This is a genomic window from Caulobacter sp. FV2ps19 (assembly GCF_058681035.1).
Window position 1 is genome coordinate 1,608,773 of record NZ_CM178729.1, and the last position, 24,475, is coordinate 1,633,247.

General features: G+C 68.8%; 30 protein-coding genes and 3 pseudogenes. 23 read left to right on the top strand and 10 right to left on the bottom strand.

What is annotated here, in order from left to right; genetic code table 11:
• Positions 1-77: 77 nt before the first annotated feature.
• Positions 78-212 (bottom strand): hypothetical protein, encoded by a 135-nt coding sequence (locus tag ACW18B_RS07720; protein WP_492050925.1) that lies wholly within the window; start codon positions 210-212, stop codon positions 78-80.
• A gap of 265 nt (positions 213-477) precedes the next feature.
• Between ACW18B_RS07720 and ACW18B_RS07725 the strand changes: the two genes are divergently transcribed.
• The gene (locus ACW18B_RS07725; protein ID WP_492050927.1) at positions 478-981 is read left to right on the top strand and encodes an FKBP-type peptidyl-prolyl cis-trans isomerase; all 504 of its coding nucleotides are present in this window, start codon (positions 478-480) and stop codon (positions 979-981) included.
• Between the two features lie 177 nt (positions 982-1,158).
• On the opposite strand, the gene rutA is transcribed toward ACW18B_RS07725, so the two are convergent.
• The 4 genes from rutA to rutB all read right to left on the bottom strand — a co-directional run bounded on the left by rutA (position 1,159) and on the right by rutB (position 4,769).
• The gene (rutA, locus tag ACW18B_RS07730; RefSeq protein ID WP_492050929.1) at positions 1,159-2,217 is read right to left on the bottom strand and encodes a pyrimidine utilization protein A; all 1,059 of its coding nucleotides are present in this window, start codon (positions 2,215-2,217) and stop codon (positions 1,159-1,161) included.
• Positions 2,218-2,459: 242 nt separating this feature from the next.
• Complete coding sequence (gene rutD / locus ACW18B_RS07735; protein ID WP_492050930.1) at positions 2,460-3,278, bottom strand: pyrimidine utilization protein D; 819 nt, start codon at positions 3,276-3,278, stop codon at positions 2,460-2,462.
• Positions 3,279-3,484: 206 nt separating this feature from the next.
• On the bottom strand, positions 3,485-3,874 hold the full coding sequence (rutC, locus tag ACW18B_RS07740) for a pyrimidine utilization protein C (protein WP_492050932.1): 390 nt from the start codon (positions 3,872-3,874) through the stop codon (positions 3,485-3,487).
• A gap of 133 nt (positions 3,875-4,007) precedes the next feature.
• Positions 4,008-4,769 carry a pyrimidine utilization protein B gene (rutB, locus tag ACW18B_RS07745; RefSeq protein ID WP_492050934.1) on the bottom strand — a complete coding sequence of 254 codons (762 nt, stop codon included), beginning with the start codon at positions 4,767-4,769 and terminating at the stop codon, positions 4,008-4,010.
• Positions 4,770-4,846: 77 nt separating this feature from the next.
• On the opposite strand from rutB, the gene rutR reads away from it, so the two are divergent.
• The 3 genes and pseudogenes from rutR to ACW18B_RS07760 form a co-directional block, all read left to right on the top strand.
• Positions 4,847-5,632 (top strand): HTH-type transcriptional regulator RutR, encoded by a 786-nt coding sequence (gene rutR, locus ACW18B_RS07750; RefSeq protein ID WP_492050936.1) that lies wholly within the window; start codon positions 4,847-4,849, stop codon positions 5,630-5,632.
• Between the two features lie 9 nt (positions 5,633-5,641).
• Positions 5,642-6,532, top strand: coding sequence for an oxygenase MpaB family protein (locus ACW18B_RS07755; protein ID WP_492050937.1), 891 nt, complete (start codon positions 5,642-5,644; stop codon positions 6,530-6,532).
• Positions 6,505-6,609, top strand: a pseudogene (locus ACW18B_RS07760) (hypothetical protein); the annotation flags it as partial. The gene ACW18B_RS07755 and the pseudogene ACW18B_RS07760, both read left to right, overlap by 28 nt.
• Positions 6,610-6,670: 61 nt before the next feature.
• Here ACW18B_RS07760 and ACW18B_RS07765 read toward each other — a convergent pair.
• Positions 6,671-7,444: an SDR family NAD(P)-dependent oxidoreductase gene (locus ACW18B_RS07765; RefSeq protein WP_492050939.1), complete on the bottom strand. Its 774-nt coding sequence runs from the start codon at positions 7,442-7,444 to the stop codon at positions 6,671-6,673.
• Between the two features lie 161 nt (positions 7,445-7,605).
• On the opposite strand from ACW18B_RS07765, the gene ACW18B_RS07770 reads away from it, so the two are divergent.
• Positions 7,606-9,264 carry a sensor histidine kinase gene (locus ACW18B_RS07770; RefSeq protein ID WP_492050941.1) on the top strand — a complete coding sequence of 553 codons (1,659 nt, stop codon included), beginning with the start codon at positions 7,606-7,608 and terminating at the stop codon, positions 9,262-9,264.
• A gap of 53 nt (positions 9,265-9,317) precedes the next feature.
• Here ACW18B_RS07770 and pbpC read toward each other — a convergent pair whose 3' ends face one another.
• The gene (gene pbpC, locus ACW18B_RS07775; protein ID WP_492050942.1) at positions 9,318-11,468 is read right to left on the bottom strand and encodes a multimodular transpeptidase-transglycosylase PbpC; all 2,151 of its coding nucleotides are present in this window, start codon (positions 11,466-11,468) and stop codon (positions 9,318-9,320) included.
• Between the two features lie 54 nt (positions 11,469-11,522).
• On the opposite strand from pbpC, the gene ACW18B_RS07780 reads away from it, so the two are divergent.
• A complete protein-coding gene (locus ACW18B_RS07780; protein ID WP_492050944.1) occupies positions 11,523-12,011 on the top strand; it encodes a YcgN family cysteine cluster protein in 489 nt (162 codons plus the stop codon).
• Between the two features lie 254 nt (positions 12,012-12,265).
• Here the strand turns inward: ACW18B_RS07780 and ACW18B_RS07785 are convergent, their stop codons facing one another.
• Positions 12,266-12,784 (bottom strand): DUF1993 domain-containing protein, encoded by a 519-nt coding sequence (locus ACW18B_RS07785; RefSeq protein ID WP_492050945.1) that lies wholly within the window; start codon positions 12,782-12,784, stop codon positions 12,266-12,268.
• Positions 12,785-13,046: 262 nt separating this feature from the next.
• On the opposite strand from ACW18B_RS07785, the gene ACW18B_RS07790 reads away from it, so the two are divergent.
• The 3 genes and pseudogenes from ACW18B_RS07790 to ACW18B_RS07800 form a co-directional block, all read left to right on the top strand.
• Positions 13,047-13,484, top strand: a complete 438-nt coding sequence (locus tag ACW18B_RS07790) for a response regulator (RefSeq protein WP_492050947.1) — start codon at positions 13,047-13,049, stop codon at positions 13,482-13,484.
• A 54-nt stretch (positions 13,485-13,538) separates the two neighbouring features.
• Entirely contained in the window at positions 13,539-13,985 is a 447-nt protein-coding gene (locus ACW18B_RS07795) for a hypothetical protein (protein WP_492050948.1), read from the top strand.
• Positions 13,978-15,120, top strand: a pseudogene (locus ACW18B_RS07800) (DNA-packaging protein); the annotation flags it as partial. The gene ACW18B_RS07795 and the pseudogene ACW18B_RS07800, both read left to right, overlap by 8 nt.
• Positions 15,121-15,141: 21 nt before the next feature.
• Here ACW18B_RS07800 and ACW18B_RS07805 read toward each other — a convergent pair.
• Entirely contained in the window at positions 15,142-15,576 is a 435-nt protein-coding gene (locus tag ACW18B_RS07805) for an endonuclease domain-containing protein (protein ID WP_492050950.1), read from the bottom strand.
• Between the two features lie 194 nt (positions 15,577-15,770).
• Here ACW18B_RS07805 and ACW18B_RS07810 point away from each other — a divergent pair, with 194 nt between their 5' ends.
• The 11 genes and pseudogenes from ACW18B_RS07810 to ACW18B_RS07860 all read left to right on the top strand — a co-directional run bounded on the left by ACW18B_RS07810 (position 15,771) and on the right by ACW18B_RS07860 (position 21,707).
• Positions 15,771-16,928 (top strand): phage portal protein, encoded by a 1,158-nt coding sequence (locus tag ACW18B_RS07810; RefSeq protein WP_492050951.1) that lies wholly within the window; start codon positions 15,771-15,773, stop codon positions 16,926-16,928.
• A 134-nt stretch (positions 16,929-17,062) separates the two neighbouring features.
• Positions 17,063-17,305: a hypothetical protein gene (locus ACW18B_RS07815; protein ID WP_492050953.1), complete on the top strand. Its 243-nt coding sequence runs from the start codon at positions 17,063-17,065 to the stop codon at positions 17,303-17,305.
• Positions 17,306-17,438: 133 nt separating this feature from the next.
• The gene (locus ACW18B_RS07820; RefSeq protein ID WP_492050955.1) at positions 17,439-17,855 is read left to right on the top strand and encodes an HK97 family phage prohead protease; all 417 of its coding nucleotides are present in this window, start codon (positions 17,439-17,441) and stop codon (positions 17,853-17,855) included.
• Between the two features lie 147 nt (positions 17,856-18,002).
• Positions 18,003-19,229: a phage major capsid protein gene (locus ACW18B_RS07825; protein ID WP_492050957.1), complete on the top strand. Its 1,227-nt coding sequence runs from the start codon at positions 18,003-18,005 to the stop codon at positions 19,227-19,229.
• Positions 19,230-19,391: 162 nt separating this feature from the next.
• Positions 19,392-19,661 carry a head-tail connector protein gene (locus ACW18B_RS07830; protein ID WP_492050959.1) on the top strand — a complete coding sequence of 90 codons (270 nt, stop codon included), beginning with the start codon at positions 19,392-19,394 and terminating at the stop codon, positions 19,659-19,661.
• Positions 19,658-20,059 carry a DUF3168 domain-containing protein gene (locus tag ACW18B_RS07835; protein ID WP_492050961.1) on the top strand — a complete coding sequence of 134 codons (402 nt, stop codon included), beginning with the start codon at positions 19,658-19,660 and terminating at the stop codon, positions 20,057-20,059. The genes ACW18B_RS07830 and ACW18B_RS07835 overlap by 4 nt, the downstream gene beginning before the upstream one ends.
• A gap of 2 nt (positions 20,060-20,061) precedes the next feature.
• A pseudogene (locus tag ACW18B_RS07840) lies at positions 20,062-20,171 on the top strand (hypothetical protein); the annotation flags it as partial.
• Positions 20,172-20,204: 33 nt separating this feature from the next.
• Positions 20,205-20,621 (top strand): phage major tail protein, TP901-1 family, encoded by a 417-nt coding sequence (locus ACW18B_RS07845; RefSeq protein WP_492050962.1) that lies wholly within the window; start codon positions 20,205-20,207, stop codon positions 20,619-20,621.
• Between the two features lie 107 nt (positions 20,622-20,728).
• On the top strand, positions 20,729-21,010 hold the full coding sequence (locus tag ACW18B_RS07850) for a GTA-gp10 family protein (RefSeq protein WP_492050964.1): 282 nt from the start codon (positions 20,729-20,731) through the stop codon (positions 21,008-21,010).
• Entirely contained in the window at positions 21,007-21,189 is a 183-nt protein-coding gene (locus tag ACW18B_RS07855) for a phage tail assembly chaperone (protein ID WP_492050966.1), read from the top strand. Before ACW18B_RS07850 ends, ACW18B_RS07855 begins: the two co-directional genes overlap by 4 nt.
• Complete coding sequence (locus ACW18B_RS07860) at positions 21,186-21,707, top strand: phage tail tape measure protein (protein ID WP_492050967.1); 522 nt, start codon at positions 21,186-21,188, stop codon at positions 21,705-21,707. The genes ACW18B_RS07855 and ACW18B_RS07860 overlap by 4 nt, the downstream gene beginning before the upstream one ends.
• A gap of 86 nt (positions 21,708-21,793) precedes the next feature.
• On the opposite strand, the gene ACW18B_RS07865 is transcribed toward ACW18B_RS07860, so the two are convergent.
• A complete protein-coding gene (locus ACW18B_RS07865; protein WP_492050968.1) occupies positions 21,794-22,255 on the bottom strand; it encodes a DUF805 domain-containing protein in 462 nt (153 codons plus the stop codon).
• Positions 22,256-22,509: 254 nt separating this feature from the next.
• Between ACW18B_RS07865 and ACW18B_RS07870 the strand changes: the two genes are divergently transcribed.
• The 3 genes from ACW18B_RS07870 (at position 22,510) to ACW18B_RS07880 (ending at position 24,457) form a co-directional block, all read left to right on the top strand.
• Positions 22,510-23,142, top strand: a complete 633-nt coding sequence (locus ACW18B_RS07870; protein ID WP_492050969.1) for a phage distal tail protein, Rcc01695 family — start codon at positions 22,510-22,512, stop codon at positions 23,140-23,142.
• Entirely contained in the window at positions 23,142-23,786 is a 645-nt protein-coding gene (locus ACW18B_RS07875; RefSeq protein ID WP_492050971.1) for a phage/gene transfer agent baseplate hub protein, read from the top strand. The genes ACW18B_RS07870 and ACW18B_RS07875 overlap by 1 nt, the downstream gene beginning before the upstream one ends.
• A gap of 74 nt (positions 23,787-23,860) precedes the next feature.
• Entirely contained in the window at positions 23,861-24,457 is a 597-nt protein-coding gene (locus ACW18B_RS07880; protein ID WP_492050972.1) for an NlpC/P60 family protein, read from the top strand.
• Positions 24,458-24,475: the final 18 nt, after the last annotated feature.

The following is a 24,475-nucleotide window of genomic DNA, read 5'->3' on the forward strand; positions in this document are numbered from 1 at the left end:
TGGGGGCGTTTCTGCAGCAGGAGGGGATGTATGTTCCGGAAAAGGTCAGACGGCAGGGCCGTCCGCCGCACGATGCTCTAGATGAAGTGCAGCTGGGCGACGCCGGCCATCATCACCGCGCCGATCATCACCCAGCCGGCGGCCAGGGCGAACATCGGATAGCGCTGCCACCAGTGGCGTTGGGCGGCGTTGGCGCCGGTGTGTCTGGGCATGGCCTACTCCTCCCTCGGTCTTCGATGGGTGATCGAAGAGCTGATGGTGGACCAAAATGGTTTCCAAAGCTTGGTTATTCTAGGTCACATTCTCGACAAGTGGCTGTGAAATGCGTGAGAACGCGTTCGGTGACGCTGTTCATCTAAACATTTTTCCTTTCAAGCAATTGGATTTGTTCGATATTCGTTTTATCGAAAAGGTTGCGGCGTCAGGGAAAGCGCTTAGTCTATCCCTCTTCAAAAAGATTCTTCGTCAGGACTGTGAATGCTTCGTTTAGCTTGTTTGAGCCTGGGTTTAGCCTTGAGCCTGGGGACCGCCGCCCTGGCCCAGGCGCCCGTGGTGACGCCGCCCCCCAGCTTCAGCCCGTCTCCGACGGCGACCGCCGGCGCGGCCTTCCTGGCGGCCAACGCCAAGGCGCCGGGCGTGGTGACCCTGCCGTCGGGCCTGCAGTACAAGGTGCTGACCTCGGGCCCCAAGACCGGTCCTTCGCCCAAGCTGGGCGACATCATCAAGGTTCACTATGAGGGCAAGCTGCTGGACGGCACGGTGTTCGACAGCTCCTACGACCGCAAGCAGTCCGCCATCATGCCGCTGGACGGCCTGGTTCAGGCCTGGCTGGAAGCCCTGCCGATGATGAAGGTGGGCGATGAGTGGCTGCTGTATGTGCCGCCCGAGCTGGGCTACGGCAATCGCGACGTCGGCCCGATCCCGGCCGGCAGCGTCATGACCTTCCGCCTGCAGCTGCTGGGCATGCTGGCGGTGGATTAGGGTGCGGGGGAGGGGGCGGCCACTTGCCCCCTCCGCGCCTGCGGCGCTCCTCCCCCGGAAGGGGAAGATGAGTCCGTGCTCTTCATCTTCCCCCTCCGGGGGAAGACGGTCGCCCCCGGGTCGCGCGAAGCGCGCCCGAGGACAAGCTCTGCGACCCGTAGGGGGCCAGTCGCCAGCCTATTTCCGGCTCTTCATCAGCGGCTGGATCTTCGTCCCGAAGGCCTCCACCCCCTGCACGAAGTCGTCGAACACCAGCAGCACGCCGGCCGTGCCCTCCACGGCGGCGATGTCGTCCAGCATCCGCGCCACGCTCTCATACGAGCCCACCAGCGTGCCCATGTTGAGGTTCACGGCCGAGGCCGCGTCGGCCAGCTGGGCGGTGTTGGTGGTGGCGCCGGCCGCCGCGTTGGGGGCCGCCTGCTCGGTCAGCCAGGCCAGGGCTTCCTGGTCGGCGCCGTCGCGATAGGACTGCCACTTGGCCTGGGCCTTCTCATCGGTCTCGTCGGCGATGATCATGAACAGGATGAAGCTGGCCACGTCGCGACCGGTCTTGGCGGCGGCGGCCTTCAGCCGGTCATTGACCGGGGCGAAGGCGGTGGGGGTGTTGGTCCCCTTGCCCAGGGCGAAGCTGTAATCGGCATATTGCGCCGTGAAGGCCAGGCCCTCGTTGGACGAGCCGGCGCAGATCAGCTTGGTTTCCTTGGGGTGCGGGCTGACCCGGCAGTCGTTCATGGTGAAGTACTTCCCCTTGAAGTCCGAAACCCCGGTCTCCAGCAGGTCCTTCAGCACGGTCGTGTATTCGGCCAGGTAGTTATAGCGGTCGGTATAGTGGGCCTCGCCCGGCCACAGGCCCATCTGGCTGTATTCGGCCTTCTGCCAGCCGGTGACGAGGTTGAGGCCAAAGCGGCCCGGGGCGATGGAGTCGATGGTCGAGGCCATCCGCGCGGCGATGGCCGGCGGGATGGTCAGGGTGGCGACGGTGGCGAAGATCTTGATCTTCGTCGTCACGGCCGCCAGGCCGGCCATCAGGGTGAAGCTTTCGAGATTGTGCTCCCAGAACTGGGTCTTGCCGCCGAACCCGCGCAGCTTGATCATCGAGAGCGCGAAGTCGAAGCCGTATTTCTCGGCCTTCAGGGTGATCTCTTTATTGAGCTCGAAACTGGGCATGTACTGCGGCGAGGTCTCGGAGATGAGCCAGCCGTTGTTGCCGATGGGGATGAAGACGCCGACCTGCATGGGGGGGGTTCCTTTGGGCTATTGCCCCAGTTCGTGAGTTGAAGGGCCGCCGTCTCGGCCCCTAAAAGATCCGCCTTCCTCGCCCTTGTGGCGAGGATCCATGGCGGGCGCTGGCATTGAGGGGCGGGGAGAGCGCCATCGTTGGCGGTGGGCGCGTGCCCAGTTCAGAGCCAAGCCGGCTCCATGGGTCCTAGGCACAAGGCCTAGGAAGGCGAATGAAGATTGGTGGAAGGAAAACGCCTTCAATCCACCCCCTCCAGAAACCCCAGCAAGGCCGCGTTGAAGGTCTCGGGATCGGTGACCGTATGGCCGTGACCGCCCCAGGGGGCGACTTCCAGCTGGGCGTTGGGCAGGCGCTCGGCCAGCCGCATCGAACAGCTGATGGGCACCAGCATGTCGTCGTCGCTGGCGCTGATCAGCACGGGGTGGGGGATGCGGGGCAGGTCCTCGTCGATGTCGAAGTCCAGCAGGGCCTGGATGCGAGCCTGCATCACCTCGCGCGTCGGGAAGCCGGCCACATGGTGCGGCTCTTCCTGCTCCAGCCGGGCGTGGTTCACCGAGATCCACACCGCCGGATACAGAAACAGCGGCTGGGCGTGGACATAGGCCTCGATCCCGGTGTCGCTCAGCAGGTGAAGGCGGGTGTCGAAACAGCGCCGGATATGCGGATCGGGCCGCGACCAGCCATTGACCACCACCAGCTTGCCCAGCCGATCGGGGTGCGACAGGGCCAGGGCCAGGCCGGCATTGCCGCCGGCCGCGTGGCCGACGACGTGAGCGCGGTCCAGGCCCAGGGCGTCCATCACCTTGACCATGTCGTCGGCCATGTCCTGCACGGCATAGGGCCCCTCGGCGGAGGCGGGCAGGTCGCGGACGCTGCGGCCCGTGCCGCGGTGATCGTAGAGGACGACCGGATAGTTCGCCGTCAGGGCGTCCATCTGCGGGGCCCAGAAGGCGCCCGAGCCGCCCAGGCCCGAGGACAGCAGCACCACCTCGCGCCCCGCCACGGGGCCGCCGTGCAGCTCATAGTGCAGGCCGTCGACGGTTCCGGAAACGATCATGTTCTAAGGTCCATACTCAATTGGCGATGAGCTCTCCGTCTTCCGTCTTCCCGGCGAAGGCCGGGACCCAGATGGAAGACTTTGGGGTTGGCTCCAGAGGCTCGGCATTGATCCAACCCCGCCCTCGCTTGGGGATCTGGACCCCGGCTTTCGCCGGGGAGACGGGTAAGAGTTTGAACGTCTTGAGCCCGCATCGAGTCTGGAGCCTAGCGCTTGCCGATATGGGCGACGGTGGCGATCTCGACCAGGAAGTCGGGCCGCACCAGGCCGCACTGGATGCAGTAGCGGGCCGGCTTGTCGCCGGGGAAGTATTCGGCATAGACCTTGTTGATCGTGGCGTAATTGGCCCAGTCGGTGAGGAAGATGTGGTTCATGGTCACGTCGTCCATCGTCCCGCCGGCGGTTTCGATCACCGACTTGATGGTCTCCAGCACCTGCCGGGTCTGGGCCTCGGCGTCGCCGACATGGGCGACATTGTTGTCCTTGTCGAAGGCCAGGGTGCCCGAGACATAGACGATCCCGTCGGCCAGGGTTCCGGGCGAGAACGGCGCGATCGGCGTGCCCGTGCCGGGCGGGAGGATGATGGTCTTGGGCATGGTGTGTCTCCCTTGATGGATAGGCTTTGCGTCCTTCGAGGCCCGCTGCGCGGGCGCCTCAGGATGAGGAATTTCGTACGGATCACCTCATCCTGAGGTGCGAGCTTGCGAGCCTCGAAGGACGCACGGCGCGTCAGCCCGGCGCCAACTGGCCAAACGCGCCCTTGAAATCCGCCGTCGTCGAGACCCAGCCGAAAAAGGTCTCGATGTTGAACAGGGCCGCCTTCTGCACGAAGTCGGGGCCGGCCTGGTGGGTGGCGTCTTCCAGCACCGTGCCGAAATATTCCAGCATGAAGCCGTCCCTCAGGGTCGACTCGACGCAGACATTGGTGGCGATGCCGACGAACACCAGATGGCGGATGCCGCGCGCCCGCAGCACGCTGTCCAGCTGGCTGTTGAAGAAGCCCGAGTAGCGCGTCTTGTGCAGGCGGATGTCGCCGGGCTCGGGTTTCAGGGCGTCGACCAGCTCATAGTCCCACTGGCCGCGCGCCAGCAGCTTGCCCTGCAGTTCGGGTCTGGCGCGCATGGTCTTCAGGGCGTTAGACTTCCACCAGTTGGGCGAGCCGGGGCCGCCGGCCTCGACATACTGGTCGTCCCAGCCGTTCTGGAAATAGATCACCTGCATGCCGGCCGCGCGGGCCACCGGCAGGATCCCCTGGATCTGCTCGATCACCCCGGCCGCGCCGCTGATGTCGAACCCGGCCAGGTCCAGATAGCCACCGGGCGAGGCATAGGCGTTCTGCATGTCGATGACGATCACGGCGGTGGTCCTGGGGTCCACCGGGATCGGCTCTGGCCGGGCCGGCAGCATCACCGCGTCGGGCGAAAGGGGAGTCATCGGCGCCGGCTCCTGCTCCGACCCTGAACGGTCGGTCTTGCGATCTTCAGACAGCATGGAATACCATCTCCGAGAACAGTGCAATCCGGACCATCCGGTCAAAGTTTGACCATTTGGTCCAAGTTCGAGCCCTGATGACCTCTCCGCCCGCCAAGACCGTCAAGCCCGCGCGCAAGGCCGCCGCCCGGACCGGTGTCGCCAACGCCTCGGGCGCCCGCAAGCTGGTCAAGGCCGCTCAATCCGTAGGCGGGGTCGGGATGGGCGGGGCTGTGGATAACCTGGTCGACTCTGTGGATAACCTGCCTGTGGGCCGTCGCGCCCAGGCCCATGAAATCCGCCGGACCACGATCCTTCAGGCCGCCCAGGGCGTCTTCGCCCGTCAGGGTCTGGACGGGGCCAGCGTCGAGGCCATCGCCAGGGCGGCCGGGCTGTCCAAGGCCAATCTGCTGTACTACTACCCCTCTAAGGACGCCCTCTATCTGGCCGTTCTGGAGCAGGGCCTGTCGCTGTGGCTGCGGCCCTTCGAGCGGTTTACCCAGGGCGAAGACCCGGTGGCGGCCATCGAGGCCTTCATCGGCTTCAAGCTGGAGATGAGCCGCGACCACCCCGAGGTCTCGCGGCTGTTCGCCCTGGAGATGCTGCGCGGCGCGCCCCTGCTGAAACCCGTCCTGGCCGGGCCTCTGAAGACGGTGTTCGAGGCCAAGGTCGCGGTGATCGCCGGCTGGGTGCGCGACGGCCGCCTGGCCCCGGTGGATCCGGCCCATCTGATCTTCTCGATCTGGGCGATCACCCAGCATTATGCCGACTTCGCCGTCCAGGTGCGGGCCCTGACCGGCAAGGGGCTGTCGGACAGGGCCTTCATGGACCAGACCCGCGCGGCGGTGACGGCCCTGGTGCTGGATGGCGTCCGGGCGCGTTAGGGTGGGGTCATGAACGCCGTGTCTCGCGCCATTTCAGACCTGACCCGGATCCCCGGCGGCCCCCGGATCGACTTCGCCGTCCCGGCGGGAGAACCCGCCCTGGCGGCGCCGGATTCGGTGTCGTGGCGGGTGTTCAAGAACCCGGTGGCGCTGTTCGTCGGCGGGATCACGGCGGTGATCCTGGAGCTGGCCGAGCCCCGGGTGCGCTCGGGCGTCTGGGACCATTCCAGCTTCCGGACCGACCCGCTGGGGCGGCTCAAGCGCACCGGTCTGGCGGCCATGGTCACGGTCTATGGCGCCCGCTCAAGCGCCGAGGCGATGATCGCCGGGGTGGGGCGTCAGCACGCCAGGGTGGCAGGGACGACGCCGGACGGAACAGCCTACCGGGCCGATGATCCGGCCCTGCTGGACTGGGTGCAGGCCACGGCCAGTTTCGGCTTCATGGAGGCCTACAGCGCTCTTGTCGCCCCCCTCAGCGACGCCGACAAGGACCGCTTCTACGCCGAGGCCGCCCCGGCCGCGCGGCTTTATGGGGCGACCGGCGCGCCGACCTCGCGGGCGGCGTGGGAGGCTCAGCTCGCGGCGATGACGCCCAGCCTGGAGCGGTCGGAGATCGTGCTGGAGTTCCTGGGTCTCATGCGCACAACCAAGGTCGCGCCGGGCGCGGTCAGCCTGCTGCAGCGGCCTCTGATCCGTGCGGCGGTCGGGCTTGTGCCCGTCGAGGTGCGGGAGGTGTTGGGGTTGGGGCGGGAGTGGCTGCCCCGGCCCTTCGAGCTGCAGGCCATCGCCCTGGCCGGACGGCTGGCCGACCGCATCGCCGTATCCGAGGCGCCGCCGGCCCAGGCCTGTCTGCGGATGGGCCTGCCGGCGGACTGGCTTTACAGAAACGCCCCAAAATAGCTTGTCATCCCGGCCGCAGCGAAGCGGAGAGCCGGGACCCAGGGGCAACCACACTGCGTCAGCCCCGGGGTCCCGGATAGCCTCTGCGAGGCTTCCGGGATGACAAGAAAATTGAGCTATAGCTACGGCTCCGCCACCCTACAGCGTCTGCCCGTCATCCACCGTCACCACCGAGCCGGTGATCGCCTTGGCCGCATCGGAGCACAGCAGCATCGCCATGGCCGCCAGGTCGCTTTCGGCCATCAGCCGCTTCCTGGGGAAGGACGCCACACGGCGCTGGCCGCCTTCCTGGTCAAACCAGTCGCTGTTGAGTTCGGTGCGGATATAGCCGGGGCACAGGACGTTGACGTTGATCCCCTTGCGGGCCCATTCGCGGGCCAGGCTCTTGCCCATCATCGCCGTGCCGGCTTTGGACGTGCAGTAGGCGGTCAGGCCCGGCTGCACCTCGTGCGCCCCGATCGAGGCGACCAGCAGCACCCGGCCCCGGCCGCTCGCCGCCGAGCCGGCCTTGATCATGCGCCGCGCCCCCTCGCGGGCGGTCAGGAACATGCCCCGGGTATTGACCGACAGGATCTTGTCGAAGTCCGCGATGGCCAGGTCCAGAGCCAGGCCTTCCACGTTGATCCCGGCGTTGGCGATCACCGAGTCCGGGGTTCCCAGCCGGGCCTCGATGGCGTCATAGGCGGCGATCACCGAGGCCTCGTCCTCGACGTCCAGGGCGAAAGCGGCGGCGCTGGGGCCGATCTCGGCGACCAGGTCCTGCAGCTTGTCGGTGCGCCGCGCGGCCAGGGCCACCCTGGCGCCGGCGCCGGCGGCGGCTTTCGCCAGATGCGCGCCGATGCCCGAGGAGGCGCCGGTCACCAGCACGATGCGGCCGGCCAAAGCTTGGCCAGCAAGGGTCTGATCGGTCATGGCTCTGGGCTCCCCGTGATTTTGGCCGGGAGGGTGGCGGGGAGAGCCCCGGATGTCGAGGGCGCCGTTAGGTCGGGCGGCGCGGTAATCGCGCCGCAAGCTTATGCGGCTAAGAGCCGCGTTTCATAAGTTGCTATTCATGACCGATCTATAAGGCTGCCATGACTCTCCAGAACCGCCGCCCGAAGAGACCTGGCGAGCGATCCATCCGGTGGATCGTCGGCGCGACGATTGTGATGGTGGCGGCTTCGATTCTGGGAAGCGTTGCGCTGATGCTGGTGGCGGCCCGCACGCTCGATCGCATGGAAAATCTCGACGAGCGCGCCCTGGTTCAGCGCGCCCTTGACCGCGATCTCAAGCGCATGACCCGTGAACTCACCTCCGCTTCGGTCTGGGATAACGCGGTCGGGGCGTTCGCCGGACCTGTCGATGGCCCGTGGTCCGACGCCAATTTCGCGGAGTACTACAGCAAGTATTTCAGCCACGACCTGACCTTCGTCGTTCGCGATGGCCAGATCATCTACGGCTCCATGGGCGGCGCTCGCACGCCTACGCGCGCGCTGGAAACGCTGGCCCGGGATTCGGCCGTCCTTATTGAAAGCGTCAGGGACCGCGCGTCCGTCGTTCACGCCCGAGGCGGGCATAGCCTCGCCTCAGCCTCCACGGCCTCGGGCCTCATCCGATCCGACGACGAACTCTATCTCCTGGTCGCTACCGACATTCTGTCGCAAACATCCAACGCGGCGGAGCGGGATCGCGGCCCGCCGGCGGTCATTGTCTCGGCCCGCAGAATGAGCCCGTCCTTTGTCCGAGGTCTTCAGCAAGACCTTGGCATTGAGGGGCTGGTGGTCACCGACAGGCTGTCCGCGGATCCGCGCGGCGTTATCCTGCGTGACCCGAAGGGCCAGGTTATCGGCGAGGTCACCTGGCCGCCCAGAGCCCCCGGCATGAAGCTTCTGCGTCACGCCGCGCCCTGGATCGGCATCGTTTCCCTCGCCCTCGTCATTTGCGCCGGAGTGCTCTTCGTTCGGGTCGGCGACGCGCTGCGCAGGCTTGATGCGGGGCGCCGGGCCCTGGTCGAGGCCAAGGAGGACGCGGAAGCCGCGAACGCCGCCAAGACACAGTTTCTGGCGAATATGAGCCATGAGATCCGTACGCCCCTCAACGGCGTTCTGGGCATGACCCAGGTCATGGAGATGGACGAGCTGTCCGACCGCCAGAGAGACCGCCTGACGGTCGTCATCGAGTCTGGTCGGGCGCTGCTGAGCCTGTTGAACGACGTCCTCGACATGGCGCGCCTGGAGGGCGATCGGGTGCAGCTCCATGCCGAGGTTTTCGACCTCAGGGAGCTTGTGGCGGGCGTCTGCGCGCTCTTTTCCGGCGCGGCCTCAAGCAAGGCGATCAGCCTGTCCTACGAGGTCGCTGACACCTGCCTGGGCCGCTGGGTGGGAGACCCCATCCGTCTTCGCCAGGTTCTCAGCAATCTCATCGCCAATGCGGTCAAGTTCACCGACAGCGGGTCGGTCGCTGTCCGCGTGGTCCCGGTTCCCCACGGCCTGCGGTTCGAGATCCAGGACACCGGCGCGGGCATAGCGCCCAAGGACCTGCCGCGCCTCTTCAAGATGTTCTCGCAGGTCGATGAGAGCGCCACCCGGTCGCATAGCGGGTCGGGTCTTGGCCTGGCCATCTCCCACGACCTCGTGGCCCTGATGGGCGGCGAAATGGGCGTGGAGAGCACGGTCGGCGTGGGCTCGCTTTTCTATTTCGAGGCGCCCTTGAAAAGCGCTGAGCGTCCGATCGTGAATCTTGCCCGCGGCTAGTCACGCCGGGGCGGCTGAGTCGTCTCTCACGACCCCATAGGGGATCCGCACGGCTAGTACGGCAATTCCGCCGGCTGTCCCTCGGGCGTCGCGGGGGGATTGGCTTCCGACTCCAGGTCCGAGGCGGCGCGGGCGAATTCGGCGGCCAGGGTTTCGTAATAGCCGTTGCGGGGGTCGGGCTCGCTTTCCGGGGTCGGATCGGGCAGCAGCCAGTCGAAGTCGCGGACCGCCAGGTTCTGGTGGGCGGCCATCATGAACCGCCGCCAGATGCTGGCCGGGATGTCGCCGCCGACCACCTTGTTCATCGGCCTGTCGTTGTCGTTGCCGACCCAGACGCCGGTCACATAGTCGGGGGTGAAGCCCACGAACCAGGCGTCGCGCCAGTTCTGGCTGGTGCCGGTCTTGCCCGCCGCCGGACGGCCGAAAGCGGCGCGTTTGGCGGTGCCCTCGGTGACCACCTTCTTCATCATCTTGACCATCATCGAGGCCCGGCCGACGTCATAGACGGCCAGGGGCGCGGCGGCCTGACGGGCGAACACCGGGGCGCCGCCCTGGGTGACGATGCTCTCGATCACATAGGGCTCGAGGCGGTTTCCGCCCTGCTGGAACACCTGGAAGGCCGAGGTCAGCTGCAGCAGGCTGACCTCGTACGAGCCCAGGGCCACCGACAGGTCGGGACTGGGCGGCAGGGTCGTGATGCCGAACCGGCGGACCAGTTCGCCGATCGCCGGACCACCGGCTTCCTGGCCCAGCTTGACGGCGATCGTGTTGGTCGAGGTGATCAGGGCCTGTTCGACGGTCATCGGACCGCGATAGCCGCCGCCATAGTTCTCGGGCGCCCAGTCGCCGAACTTCACCGGCCCGTCGACGCGGATGTCGGTGGGCAGAACGCCCTTGTCGAGGGCGGCGGCGTAGATGAACGGCTTGAAGGTCGAGCCCGGCTGCCGCCGCGCCTGGACGGCGCGGTTGAAGGGGCTCTCGATATAGTCCGTGCCGCCGACCATGGCCCGGATCGCGCCGTCGGCCGACAGCGACAGCAGCGCCGCCTGGCCGGCCCCGGCCCGTTCGCCGTCGAAGGCGATGGCGTGACGCACGACCTCCGAGCCCATTTTCTGCAGGCCCGGATCGATGGTCAGGCGGACCACCAGGTCGGGGGCGTTCTGGCCGGCGATGCGCACGGCCTCGCTGGTGGCGTAGTCCAGCACCCAGCCGTATTCGCCCTCGTTCTGCACGGCCAGCGGCGACAGGCGCGGGGTGTCGTCCAGGGCCCGGCTCTCCTGTTCGGCGGTGATCCAGCCTTCCTTGCGCATGTTGGACAGCACCAGCCGCGAGCGGGCCAGGGCGCCGCTCATGTCGCGGGTCAGGGCCAGGCGCGAGGGCGCCTTGGGCAGGGCGGCCAGCAGGGCGGCTTCCGACAGGGTCAGCTGGCTGGCGGGCTTGTTGAAATAGGTCCGCGACGCGCCGTCGACGCCGAAGGTGTTGGCCCCGAAAAACACCCGGTTCAGATAGAGCTCGAGGATCTCGTCCTTGGTCAGGACCTTCTCCAGCTCGCGGGCCATGACCATTTCCTGCAGCTTGCGCTTGGCGGTGCGGTCGGGGGTCAGGAACAGGCCCTTGGCCAGTTGCTGGCTGAGGGTCGAGGCGCCCTGGATCGTGCGCTTGGCCTTGAAATTGACCACGGCGGCGCGGGCGATGCCGTACAGGTCGATGGGCCCATGCTTGTAGAAGCGCTTGTCCTCGGCGGCCATGAAGGCCAGGGGCACATAGTTGGGCACGTCGGCCAGGGTGATGCGCTGGCCATAGCGCGGCCCGCGCGTGGCGATCACCTGGCCGTTCTTGTCCTCAAAGCGGATGCCGGGCGCGCGATTGACGGCGAACAGGGCCTCGCGGCTGGGCAGTTTTGGCGTGTCGCGCAGATATTTCCACCAGACATAGCCGGCCCCGCCGCCGGCGGCGAGCATGCCCAGCAGCAAGCCGACCAGCAGGGTCTTCCAGATCCAGCCGAAGCGCCGCGAGCGCTTCCTGGCCTTCTGGTGCGCCAGGTCGGCGCGGAACGGTTGCTCGGGCTCTTCCGGCGGCTGGAACGGGTCTTCCGGCGGCTCGCCTGGCGGCGGCGGCGGCGGCGCGCCGAAGGCGGTCTCCGGCCTTTCCGGGGGCTTGGACCCTTCTTCGAAACGGTACGGGGGAAGCGTCCAGTCGTTCACGGTTTCGATACGGCCCTGTTTGGTCTCAGCCTAGTTTGGGTTTAGGACGCCCTGATGATAGCGCGCAAACCTTTCTGGGAGACGAAATCGCTCCTGCAGATGACGGTCCCCGAGTGGGAGAGCCTATGCGATGGCTGCGGACTTTGCTGCCTGGTTCGCTTCGAAGACGAAGATAGCGGCGATGTGATCCCCACACGTGTGCACTGCCAGCTGTTCGATGAGCACCGCTGCACCTGCAAGGACTATGCGAACCGCGCCAGGACCGTGCCCGACTGCGTCAAGCTGACCCCGCACAATATCGAGAAACTGGGCTGGATGCCGCTGTCCTGCGCCTATCGCCGCCTCAATGAGGGCAAGACCCTGCCTGACTGGCACCCCCTGGTCACCGGCGACCCCGACAGCACCCACAAGCAGGGCATTTCGGTGCGCGACCAGACCATCAACGAACTGGCCCTGGAGCATCCCGAGGACGCCATGGAGTTCGTGGCCACCGACCTGATGCATGACCGCGGGGAAGAGTTCTACGAGCCGGACGAGGACTAGACGGCCGCCACTGGCCCCCTCCGCGCTGACCTCATCTTCCCCCTCCGGGGGAAGACGATCGCGCAGCGATCCGTAGGGGGCAAGTAGCTCTCTCCCCCTCGTGACCAGCGACCTGATGTATGACCGTGGCGACGGGGTTTACGAGTCGGACGAGGACTAGACGGCCGCCACTCGCCCCCTCCGCGCTGACGCGCTCCTCCCCCGGAGGGGGAAGATGGAGCGCGCCGTCCGCCAAAAGTTATCCACAGGCTCCGCTAGGTCTTCAGATACTTGATCGCGTGGGCGACGAAGTCGCGCTTGCCCAGGTCGACCCCGTTGTTTCGCAGGATGTCGTAGGCGGTGACGGCGTGGAAATAGAACTGGGGCAGGGACCAGTCGCGCAGGAACTGCAGGCCGGTCATCTCGAACACCAGATCGCCGGGCAGGGTGAGGGTGATCGTCCGGTCGGCCGCCCCGTCAAAGCCCGAGACCGGAGCGCCGTCCACGAAGGCGATCGCCGCGGCGATATGGCCCTTCAGCGCCTCCAATTCGTCGCCCTCGGGCATGCCGGGCTCCGTCACGCCGGTCAGTTTGGCGACGGCGTCGGTGGCCTGGCGGCAGGTGAACCGCACCTGGGCCGACAGCGGGAACATGTCCGGCGCCAGGCGGGCGGCCAGCAGGGCGGCGGGATCCTCACCCCGGCTCTTCGCGAGATCGACGCCCTTGTCCAGCTGGGCCGACAGACCGTTCAGCATCTGCAGGAAGGTCGGGACGGCGAGGATGTGCAGGGTCATGGGGCGGGTTCCGGGACGATTGAGGCCGGCAGGGTTTCCTGTCCCGGTGAGCGGGTCAATGGCCCGAGGGGCGATAACGGTCCGGTAGCGTCGCCATGGCGCGCAGGGTTTTTGCCGCTGTTTTGGATATGAAGCTCAGCCTTTAATATTTTAATCTCTGCCGAAAATACTCGACGCTATCGCTCTATATTTGGATTTATTTTCCGCAAATGGAAACAAAAGCCGATCTTGGGGTTATGTAATCTCGCAAGGATTGCATCTGATGTACGCTCAACAAATTCTGTATGTCGAAGACGACGCGATTGTCGGGTTGTCGACTTGCGAGTTCATGCGCGGCCAGGGCATCCGGGTGCTGGACGCCGACAACGCCGTGACCGCCATGGTCGTGGTGGACCGCAACGGCTATCTGTCGGCCCTGGTCACCGATGTCGAGCTGGGCCCCGGCCCGAACGGCTTCGACATCGCCCGCCAGGCGCGGGCCCTGTACCCCGACCTGCCGGTGGTGTTCGTGTCGGGCACGGCCGCCGCGCGTCACGCGACCGAGGGCGTCGCGGGCTCGGTGTTCATCGCCAAGCCCTGCCACCCTCGCCAGATCCTCGACGCCCTGTTCGGCCTGACCGCTCCAGACCCGACGACGGGGATAAACTGCGCGCAATCCTCTGCGTTCGGCGAATCGAAGCCTTTAAAATCAAGAGCTTGAAACTTTCTCACGCCTTTTGATCAGAGGCGCCCGCTGGTCCCGTATCTTTGTGTCATGGCCCAGAGAAGCGAAGAGATCGAAGCGCTGATCGCCTTCGTCGAGGATGTCGTCACCGAATACTACGCCACCGCGGTGGTCGAGGCGGTTGACGTCACCAAGGACGATCCGGCGACATCCCGACTGAAGACCGCCGAACAGATGGCGCGCGCCGGTCGACACCTGAAACTGTTCCGAGCGAGCGGACGACGCGTGGTCAAGGCGCTAGACGCCCTGCCGAAGCGCGCCGTCTCGCCGGACCCCGAGGAGATTCCGATGGATGCCCCAAGCGAATGGACACCCGAGCGTATCACCCGACTTCATGCCGACGTCCGCCGAAGAATGGTTAAGCTTGTCGCCTCCCGAGATACTAAATCCATGGCTGGAGACGGCGCCGCCGGAAGTGATCGCGGCGTGCCTGCCCAGCCTGAGGCGGACGGATCGCCACCAACACCCCCCGACTGATCCCTGGTCCGCCTGGCTATTCCTGGGTGGGCGTGGGGCCGGCAAGACCTTCGCCGGAGCCCACTGGGTGACCGAGCAGATCGCCCAAGCCCGCAGCATCGCCCTGGTCGGCCCCACCTTTCACGACGTGCGCGAGGTGATGATCGAGGGGCCGTCCGGGCTGAAGGCGCTGTCGCCTTTGCATGACCCGCCGCGCTGGGAAGCCACCCGCAAGCGGCTGGTCTGGCGAAGCGGCGCCGTCGCCTACGCCTTCTCGGCCGAAGATCCCGACAGCCTGCGCGGTCCGCAATTCCACGCCGCCTGGGCCGACGAGTTCTGCGCCTGGCCCAAGCCGGCCCAGACCCTGGCCATGCTGCGGTTTGGCCTGAGGCTGGGCGAGGACCCCCGGCTGGTGGTCACCACCACGCCCCGGCCGATCCGCGCGCTCAAGACCCTGATCGCCGAGCCCGGCGTCGTGGTCACGAGAGCCGGCACGGCGGCCAATGCCGACAACCTGGCGCCCAGCTTCCTGTCGACGCTCAACGGCCTCTATGGCGGCACCCGCCTGGCGGCCCAGGAACTGGACGGGGTGATTGTCGAGGACGAGGGTGGCCTGTTCCGGGCCGAAGACCTGGCGCGCTGTCAGGGCGCGCGACCGGCGCGGCTGGACCGGGTGGTGGTGGCGGTCGACCCGCCGGCCACCGCCACGGGCGACGCCTGCGGCATCGTGGTGGTGGGACGGCTCGAGGGCCGGGCCTTCGTGCTGGCCGACCGCTCGGCCAAGGGCCTGTCGCCCCAGGGCTGGGCCGTGCGGGCGGTGGCCGCCGCCCGCGATTTCGGGGCCCACGCCCTGGTCGCCGAGGCCAACCAGGGCGGCGACATGGTCCGCGCCGTCCTGGCCCAGGCCGACCCGCCCTGCGCCATCAAACTGGTGAGGGCCTCGCTGGGCAAACGGGCCCGGGCCGAACCGGTGGCCGCGCTCTACGAACAGGGCCGGGTGATCCACTGCGGCGCCTTCCCCGCCCTGGAGGAGGAGCTGATGGGCCTGGGGACCTTGGACCTCACCCACAGCCCCGACCGCGCCGACGCCCTGGTCTGGGCGGTGAGTGAGTTGATGCTGGGGGTGGCGCGCAGTCCTCGCCTTCGAACGCTTTGAACCCTTCCCCCCACCGGACCGCTACCCGGTCGTCCGCCCCCGGAGGGGGCGGATGAAATCATCTTCCCCCTCCGGGGGAGGAGGATGCGAAGCATCCGGAGGGGGCAAGGGACGCAGATATGGCCGGATCGCGTCCAGCACGCTGTCCACCGACGACATCACGTCCTGGGCTGGTATCCGCACCGTCCTGATCCCCTGGTCCAACAACCATTGGTCCCGCGCCATATCCCGCGCCGGCCGGCCGTTGACGCAGTGATGGTAGCTGTCGATCTCCACGTCCAGCCGCGCCGCCGGACAGAAGAAGTCCAGCACGTAAGGCCCGATGGGATGCTGGCGACGAAACTTGAACCCGTCCAGCTGACCGCGCCGAAGGGCGAACCATAGGCGCACTTCCGGAGGCGTCATCTCTTTGCGCAGGCGTCGCGCGTTGGCGACGGTGGGCTTGGGCGCGGGCATCTGCGGCTCCTTGGCTGGCTCGCACTTGCCCCCTCCGGGCCTGCGGCCCTCCTCCCCCGGAGGGGGAAGACGAAACGCGCCGATCTCATCTTCCCCCCCTCCGGGGGAAGACGACCGCGCAGCGGTCCGTAGGGGGCAAGTGTCAACGCGCAACTCTAACATGTTCATGATATGTTCTCAACCATGAGGCTCCCATGCCCCTGTTCCGCAAACCCCGCCCATCCGAGCACAAAGACTCCCGCGCCGCCCGGCTGATCGCCCTGACCACCGGAGGCCGGCCGCAGTGGACGCCGCGCGACTATGGCGCCCTGGCGACCGAGGGGTTCGGCAAGAACCCCGTGGCCTATCGCTGCGTGCGGATGATCGCCGAGGCCGCCGCCGCCACGCCGCTGGCGGTGTTCCATGACGGCCGCCGCGCGCCCGACCATCCGCTGCAGGCCCTGATCCACCGGCCCAATCGCGAGCAGGGCGGCCCCGATCTGATGGAGGCGTTCTTCGGCAACCTGCAGGTGGCCGGCAACGCCTATCTGGAGGCGGCGGGGGAGGGCGAGGCCCCAAACTCGCCGATTGGTGAGCTCTACGCCCTGCGCCCCGACCGCATGACCCTGGTCCCCGGGCCGCGCGGCTGGCCCCTGGCCTATGACTATCAGGCGGCCGGACGCAGCGTGCGGATCGGCCGCGACGGCGACGGCTGGCTGCCGGTGCTGCATCTGAAACTGTTCAACCCCACCCATGATCACTACGGCCTGTCGCCCCTCGAGGCGGCGGCCTTCGCCATCGATGTGCACAACGCCTCCAGCGCCTGGAACAAGGCCCTGCTGGATAACTCGGCCAGGCCGTCCGGGGCGCTGGTCTATGCCAATCGCGAGGCCGGCGATCGCTTGAGCGACGAGCAGTTCGAGCGGCTGAAGGAAGAGCTGGCCGGCGTCCATTCCGGCGCCGCCAATGCCGGCCGCCCGCTGCTCTTGGAAGGCGGGCTCGACTGGCGGGCCATGTCCCTGACCCCGGCCGAGATGGACTTCACGCAGGGCAAGCACGCCGCCGCCCGCGAGATCGCCCTGGCCTTCGGCGTGCCGCCGCAGATCCTGGGCGTGCCGGGCGACGCCACCTACGCCAACTATCGCGAGGCCAACGCCGCCTTCTGGCGCCACACCGTCGTTCCCCTGGTCGAGCGGGCCGCCCGGGCCATGACCGCCTGGCTGGCGGTGAAATTCCCCGGCGCTCGCATCGCGCCCGACCTCGACGCCGTCCCCGCCCTCTCCGCTGAACGCGACGCCCTGTGGGCGCGGCTGGAGGGGGCCAGCTTTCTCACCGTCGAGGAGCGGAGACGGCTGGCGGGGCTGGACGGCTAGCTCAGCAGGCCCCCTACGGACCGCTTCGCGGTCGTCTTCCCCCGGAGGGGGAAGATGATCTCATCCGCCCCCTCCGGGGGCGGACGGTCGCGCAGCGACCCGGTGGGGGCAAGTCTTTCAGCAAGGACCCCCTCATGCCCCCCACCCCCAATCGCTGGCGGCTGGACCGTCAGGTCTCGGTCGCCCTGATCGTCGCCGTCGTGCTGCAGGCCGCCGCCGCCCTGATGTGGGCCGGGCGAGCCTCGGCGCGGATTGACGACATGCAACGCCGCCTCGACCTGCAGGCCCCGGTCGCCGAACGCCTGGCCCGCCTGGAGGAACAGGCGATCGCCAGCCGCGCCGCCCTGCAGCGCATCGAAGCCAAGCTGGAGCGCTAAAGCTCATCACTCGCCCCCACCGGACCGCTTCGCGGTCGTCCGCCCCCGGAGGGGGCGGATGAGATCATCTTCCCCCTCCGGGGGAGGAGGGCCGCAGGCCCGGAGGGGGCCAGTCAACGACCAAAGGACTCCCATGACCGACGCCCTGACCCTCGAAGGCTACGCCTCGCTGTTCTGGACCCGCGACCTCAATGACGACGTCACCGCCGCCGGGGCCTTCGCGGCCAGCCTGGCCGAAACCGGCGTCGCGGGCGTCAAGATGCTGCACCAGCACGACGACGCCGAGCCGATCGGCGTCTGGGACGACATCGCCGAAGACGCCCGCGGCCTGTTCGTTCGCGGCCGCATCCTGCGCGCCACGCCCCGCGGGCGGCTCGTCGCCGCCCTGGTCGAGGCCGGGGCGCTGGACGGCCTCTCCATCGGCTTTCGCCAGGTCAAGGCCCGCGCCGACGGCGCCCTGCGGGTGCTGAGCCGGGTGGAGCTGTGGGAGGTGTCGGTGGTGACCTTTCCGATGCTGCCGGGGGCGCGGTTGAGCGTGGTGGGCGCCTGACCAAGAGATCCTCCCCCCAGAGGGGGAGGTGGCCCGAAGGGCCGGAGGGGGACGTGATCCCCCGGCGGCCGACTTCCCCCTCCGTCGCCCCGGTGGGGCGACACCTCCCCCTTCAGGGGGAGGACTTTCCTTAAACCGGAGAACTCCATGAAAGAGACCAAACACGTCCCGGCCCCGCCGGAGGCGCGCACGATGCTGCACGAGGTGCTGGCGGCGTTCGAGAGCTTCAAGGCCGCCAACGACCAGCGGCTGAGCGCCATCGAGACCAAGCGGGCCGATGTGCTGCTGGAGGAGAAGGTCAACCGCATCGACGAGGCGGTGTCGCGGGCCCAGGACCGCCTCGACCGCGCCCTCAGCGACGCGCGCAGGCCCTCTCTTGGCGGTGATGCGCCGCTGGCGCATGTGGATGAGCGCAAGGCCGCCTTCGACCGCTATATCAAGACCGGCGAGACGCCCGCGCTCCTGCTGGAAGCCAAGGGCCTGTCCGAAGGAACCGCCACGGCCGGCGGCTATGTGGCCCCGCCGGAGCTGGAGCGCTCGATCCTGCGTCGCCTTGCGGCGACCAGCCCCATGCGGGAAATTTGCCAGGTGCGCACCATCGGCTCGGGGACCTTCCGCAAGCCGGTGTCGCCCGCCGGCCTGGCCGCCGCCTGGGTGGCCGAGACCGCCGCCCGGCCCGAGACCACGGCGCCGACCCTGGACGTGATCGACTTCCCGGCCGGCGAGCTCTACGCCAGCCCGGCCGCCACCCAGGCCTTGCTGGACGACGCCTATGTCAGCATCGACGAGTGGCTGGCCGAGGAGGTGCAGGACGCCTTCGCCGCCCAGGAAACCACGGCCTTCATCACCGGCGACGGGGTCAACAAGCCCAAGGGCCTGCTAGCCTACACCGCCGCGCCGGAGGCCTCCTACACCTGGGGCCAGGTCGGCTATGTGGCCACCGGCGTGGCGGGCGGCTTCGCGGCGACCAATCCCACCGACAAGCTGATCGACCTGATCTACGCCACCAAGGCCCAGTACCGTCAGAACGGCCGCTTCGTGCTCAACCGCCGCACGGTCAGCCTGGTGCGCAAGTTCAGGGACACGCAAGGCAACTATATCTGGAACGCGGCCCTGCAGCCGGGCCAGTCGGCCAGCTTGCTGGGCTTCCCGGTCACCGAGATCGAGGCCATGCCCGATGTCGCCGCCAACGCCCTGGCCGTGGCCTTTGGCGACTTCGAGAAAGGCTATCTGATCGTCGACCGGGCCGGGGTGCGGGTGCTGCGTGACCCCTACTCGGCCAAGCCGCACGTGCTGTTCTACACCACCAAGCGCGTCGGCGGCGGCGTGCAGAACTTCGACGCCGTGAAGCTGCTGAAGTTCGCGGTGTCGTAGGTCACAAGTCCTCCCCCTGAAGGGGGAGGCGGCGCGAAGCGCCGGAGGGGGAAGGAGCCGCTGAGCTTCAGCCAACTTCCCCCTCCGTCGTCCCTGCGGTCCGACCCCTCCCCCTCTGGGGGGAGGACTTGGTCACCGCCCCCAACCCGAAGAGACCCCCCAATGCCCCAATCCCTGACCCTGGCCGAGGCCAAGGGCTTCCTGCGCGTGGGCGACGCCAGCGAGGACGGCCTGATCAGCCTGCTGATCGACGCCGCCGAGACCCGCGTCGCGGCCGCCACCGCCGTCGCCCTCAGCCCCGCCAGCCCCGCGCCCCTGCGCCTGGCGGTGCTGGTGCTGGTCGCCCACGCCTACGCCCATCGCGACACCGGCGAGCCGTCCCTGGCCCTGGTCGAGCCGTGGCTGGCCCCCTATCGAAAGGCGCGCCTGTGAACCCCGACACCCTGCTGGCCCAGGCCCTGGTCGACGCGCTGAAGGCCGCGCCGTCGGTCGCCGCCCTGGTCAATGGCCGCGTCCACGCCGCCGCCCCGCGCGTCCCGACCTATCCCTGTATCGCCGTCACGCGTCTGGAGAGCCGCCCCTTCGGCGGGGTCGACGGCGAGGGGCTGGAGCATGTGGTCACCCTGAGCGCCGTCTCGCGCTTTGGCGGGCCCGAGGAGGCGCGGGCCGTGGTCGCCGCCGTCCGCGCCGCCCTGCATGACGCCCGCCCGACCATCCCGGGCCGGCGGCTGGTCAATCTGCGCGTCGCCTATGCCGACGTGTTCCGCGCCGCCGACGGCGAAACCACCCTGGGCCTGCTGCGCCTGCGGGCGGTGACCGAGGCGGCTTAGCGATCCGACCACTCGCCCCCACCGGACCTGCTTCGCAGGTCGTCCGCCCCCATAGGGGGCGGATGAACCTCATCTTCCCCCTCCGGGGGAGGAGCGCGAAGCGCGGAGGGGGCCAGTCCACCGACATCAACACGGAGATCCCCCCATGGCCGCTCAAGCCGGCAAGGACATCCTCTTGAAGATCAGCGACGGGGCCCAGGTCCCGAGCTTTGTCAGCGTCGCGGGCCTGCGGGCCCGGACCATCAGCCTCAACGCCAGGACCATCGAGACCACCGACGGCGACAGTTCGGGCCGCTGGCGCGAACTGCTGGCCGGGGCGGGCGTGCGCTCGTGCGCCGTGTCGGGCTCGGGCGTGTTTCGCGACGCGGCGTCGGACGCCCAGGTGCGCCAGAGCTTCTTTGACCAGTCGGCCCGCACCTGGCGGCTGGTGATCCCCGACTTCGGTCAGCTGGAAGGCCCGTTCCTGGTCGCGGCGCTGGACTATGCCGGCGACCACGACGGCGAGGCGGCGTTCGCCCTGAGCCTGGCCTCGGCCGGGGTGGTGACGTTCACGGCGATCTAGATCGGCTGACACTGGCCCCCTCCGGGCCTGCGGCCCTCCTCCCCCGGAGGGGGAAGACGACCGCGAAGCGGTCCGTAGGGGGCAAGTCCTTCAAAGGAAATCCAAAGATGCCACCTCCCAACCCCGCCCGCGGCGAAGTCGTGGTCACCCTGGCCGGAACGTCGCGCCGCCTGTGCCTGACCCTGGGCGCCCTGGCCCGGATCGAGGGCGCGCTGAACCTGGCCGACTGGCGTGAGCTGCCGGCCCGGATGGAGACCCTGTCGGCCCGCGAGCTGCTGGCGGTGCTGGGCGCCCTGCTGGACGGCGGCGGCGAGCCCGCCGAGGTGGGGCCGGTGACGATCCCCGAGGCCGTCGCCGCCGTGGCCGCCGCCCTGGCCGCCTGCGCATGAGCGGCTGGGACGACGCCCTGCGGCTGGCGCTCCGGCTGTCGATCCCGCCGCCGGCCTTCTGGCGGCTGTCGCTGCGCGAGTGGCGGGCCCTGACCGCCGCGCCCGCCGCGCCGGTCCTGGGCCGTCCGGCCCTGGACGCCCTGATCGCCCGCTTTCCCGACGAGGAGTCCAACCCATGAACAGTTTCGAGCCCGACGGCCTGTCGAGCGTTCCGGCCAAAACCGCCGAGGCCGTTGCCGCCCTGGAGTCCCTGAAGGCTCCCGCCGAAAAGGCCGCCCGGTCGATCGACGAGGCCTTCAGCCGGGCCGGATCGAGCCTGGCCAAGTCCCTGGCCCGCGCCGCCGCCGACGGCGAGGTCTCGCTGGCCGAGTTGGCCCGGGCGGTGATCGGTGCGGCGGGCGCGGCCCTGAAGGGCGGCGGTCTGGCCGACGCGGTGTCGGGCGCGGTGTCGGGGGTGTTTTCCGGCGCGCGGGCCGATGGCGGACCGGTCAGCAGCGGCGGCGCCTATCTGGTCGGCGAACGCGGACCGGAGGTGTTTCGCCCGAGCTCGGCCGGTTCGGTCGAGACGCTGGGAAGCGGCGGGCTGTCGGTGACGGTCAATGTCTCGGGCGGCGACGCGGCGGGACTGGCGCGCTCGGACGCCCAGCTGGCCCAGGCCCTGGCGCGGGCGGTGCGGCTGGGCGCGCGGGGGTTGTGAGGCGACTTGCCCCCTCCGGATGCTGCGCATCCTCCTCCCCCGGAGGGGGAAGATGATCCGCGAAGCGGTCCTTAGGGGGCGAGGTTTTAAACCGCCAAGGCCGAGATCGGCGGCGCGGAGCCGTACTTGTTGTCGCCGGGCTGGCCCAGGCTGAAGCCGACCCACAGGGTGAAGGCCAGCCACACCGCGACGGCGACGAAGGCCGAGATGAACAGGCCGCCCAGGGCCGACAGCGCCGCCAGGTCCGGCTCGCCGTGGCTCAGCGCCGCGAAGGCCGCCGAGACGCCGATCGAGATCATCGCGCCGAACACCAGCACGGGGCCAAACACCCAGGGCAGAGCCTGCCACCAGCCAGTCTGACCCATGTCGTGCAGCCGCTTGGAGTGGATGCAGACCGAGGCGTAGATCGAAACCAGGGACAGGGCCCAGCCGATGAACGGCACCCATCCGGCCACCACATTGGCGCCCAGCAGGCACAGCCAGCCGATCCAGAACGCCTGCCGGCCGATGCGGCCTTCGGCGGAAAAGAACAGGGTCTTCCAGTCCATATCAGTCTCCAGTTCGTACCCCATACGTAGGGACAGACCGGCGGCAAGCGAAGTGAAAAGCGGGTCATGACGCAGACTTAATCGTCGGCGGCTCGCGCGCCCCGGCCACTCGCCCCCTCCGGATGCTGCGCATCCTCCTCCCCCGGAGGGGGAAGATGAGATCATCCGCCCCCTCCGGGGGCGGACGGTCGCGCAGCGACCCGGTGGGGGCCCGCGGCGGTTCCAATTCAATCCACCCTTACAAGGAGCGCCCCATGAGCGCCTTTCATGATGTCCGCTTGCCGGCGCGGCTGGCGTTCGGCTGCACCGGCGGCGTCGAGCGGCGCACCGAGGTGGTGACCCTGGCCTCGGGCCACGAGCGCCGCTCCAGTCCGTGGGCCCAGGGGCGGCGGCGCTATCTGATCGCCACCGCCGCGCGGCCGCTGGATGACGCCGCCGAGCTGGTGGCGTTTTTCGAGGCCCGGCGCGGACGACTCTACGGCTTCCGGTTTCGCGATCCGGCTGACTTCAAGTCGTGTCCGCCCTCGGCCCAGCCGGCGGCGGGCGACCAGGCGATCGGGACCGGCGACGGCGCCCGCAAGGCCTTCCCCCTCGCCAAGGCCTATGGGGCCGGCGACGGGGCGGTGTCGCGGGCCATCACCCGGCCGGTCGCCGGCACGGTGAAGGTGGCGGTGGCGGGAACCGTGCTGGCGACGTCGGCCTATGGCGTCGATGCGGCCACGGGCTTGGTCACCCTGACCGTCGCCCCGGCGATGGGCGCGGCGGTCACCGCCGGCTTCGAGTTCGACACCCCGGTGCGCTTCGACATCGACCGGCTGGACGTGCAGATGGAAGGCTTCGCCGCCGCGCGGATCGTCGCCTGTCCGCTGGTCGAGGTGCGGGCCTGATGCGCGCCGTTTCGCCGGCCCTGGCCGCCCGGCTCGAAGAGGGCGCCGCCAGTCTGTGCCACGCCTGGATCCTGACCCGGGCCGACGGCGCGGTGCTGGGCTTCACCGACCATGACCGCGACCTGGTGGTCGAGGGCGTCGCCTGCCGCGCCGCCAGAGGCTGGACCGCCGGGGCCTACGAGACCGCCGCCGGCGTCTCTCCGGGTCTGGCCGCCGCCCTGGGGGCGCTGGACGACAGCGCGGTGACCGAAGCCGACATCCAGGCCGGGCTGTATGACGGGGCGTCGGTCGACTGTCTGCGCGTTGACTGGAGCCAGCCGGCGCTGAGCGTGCGTCTGTGGACGGCCCGCATCGGCAAGATCCGCCGCGGGGGCCAGGCCTTCACCGCAGAGCTGGAGGGACCTCTGGCCGAGCTGGACCGGGTGGCGGGGCGCACCTTCGGGCGGCTGTGCGACGCCGTGCTGGGCGACGCCCGCTGCGGGATTGCGGCCGCCGCCGGCGCGTCTTGCGACAAGCGCTGGGCCACCTGCGTCGAGACCTTCGCCAACGGGATCAACTTTCGGGGCTTTCCCACCGCGCCGGGCGAGGACTTTCTGACCCTCTACCCCTCCGAGGGCGAGCGGCATGACGGGGGGAAAAGGTGAGGGGCGCACCTGTTCCCTTTCCTTGTCATCCCGGCCGCAGCGAAGCGGAGCGCCGGGACCCAGGGGCCAAGGCAATGCGGTTGCCCCTGGGTCCCGGACAGCCTCTGCGAGGCTTCCGGGATGACAAGATTATTGAGGCGAGGGCGTTAGCCCTCGCCGAAGCCCGCCAATGGCTGGGCACCCCCTACCGCCATCAGGCCAGTCGGCGCGGTGTGGGGTGCGATTGCCTGGGACTGGTGCGCGGGGTCTGGCGGGCGCTCCATGGCGACGAGCCCGAGCCGGTTCCGCCCTATCGCCCCGACTGGGCCGAGCTGGGCGAGCGCGAGATGCTGCTGCAGGCGCTGGGGCGCTGGCTGGTCCCGCTGGAGCCGGCCGAGGCGCGAGCCGGCGACGTGCTGGTGTTCCGCATCAGTCCCCAGGCCGTCGCCAAACACTGCGCCATCGTCTCGGCCGACGACCGGATGATCCACGCCTATTGGGGCCGGGCCTGCGTCGAAAGCTGGCTGGGGCCCTGGTGGCGGCAGCGGCTGGCGGCGGCGTTCCGGTTTCCGGAAGGGGCGCAGAACAAAACTCCGATCTCCCCGGCGAAGGCCGGGGCCCAGATCGAGCCCGGAGCGATCGGTGCGCTTGGCGCCTTCGGCAATCGCGTCATCCCCAACGTCTCTGGCTGAATCTGGGTCCCGGCCTTC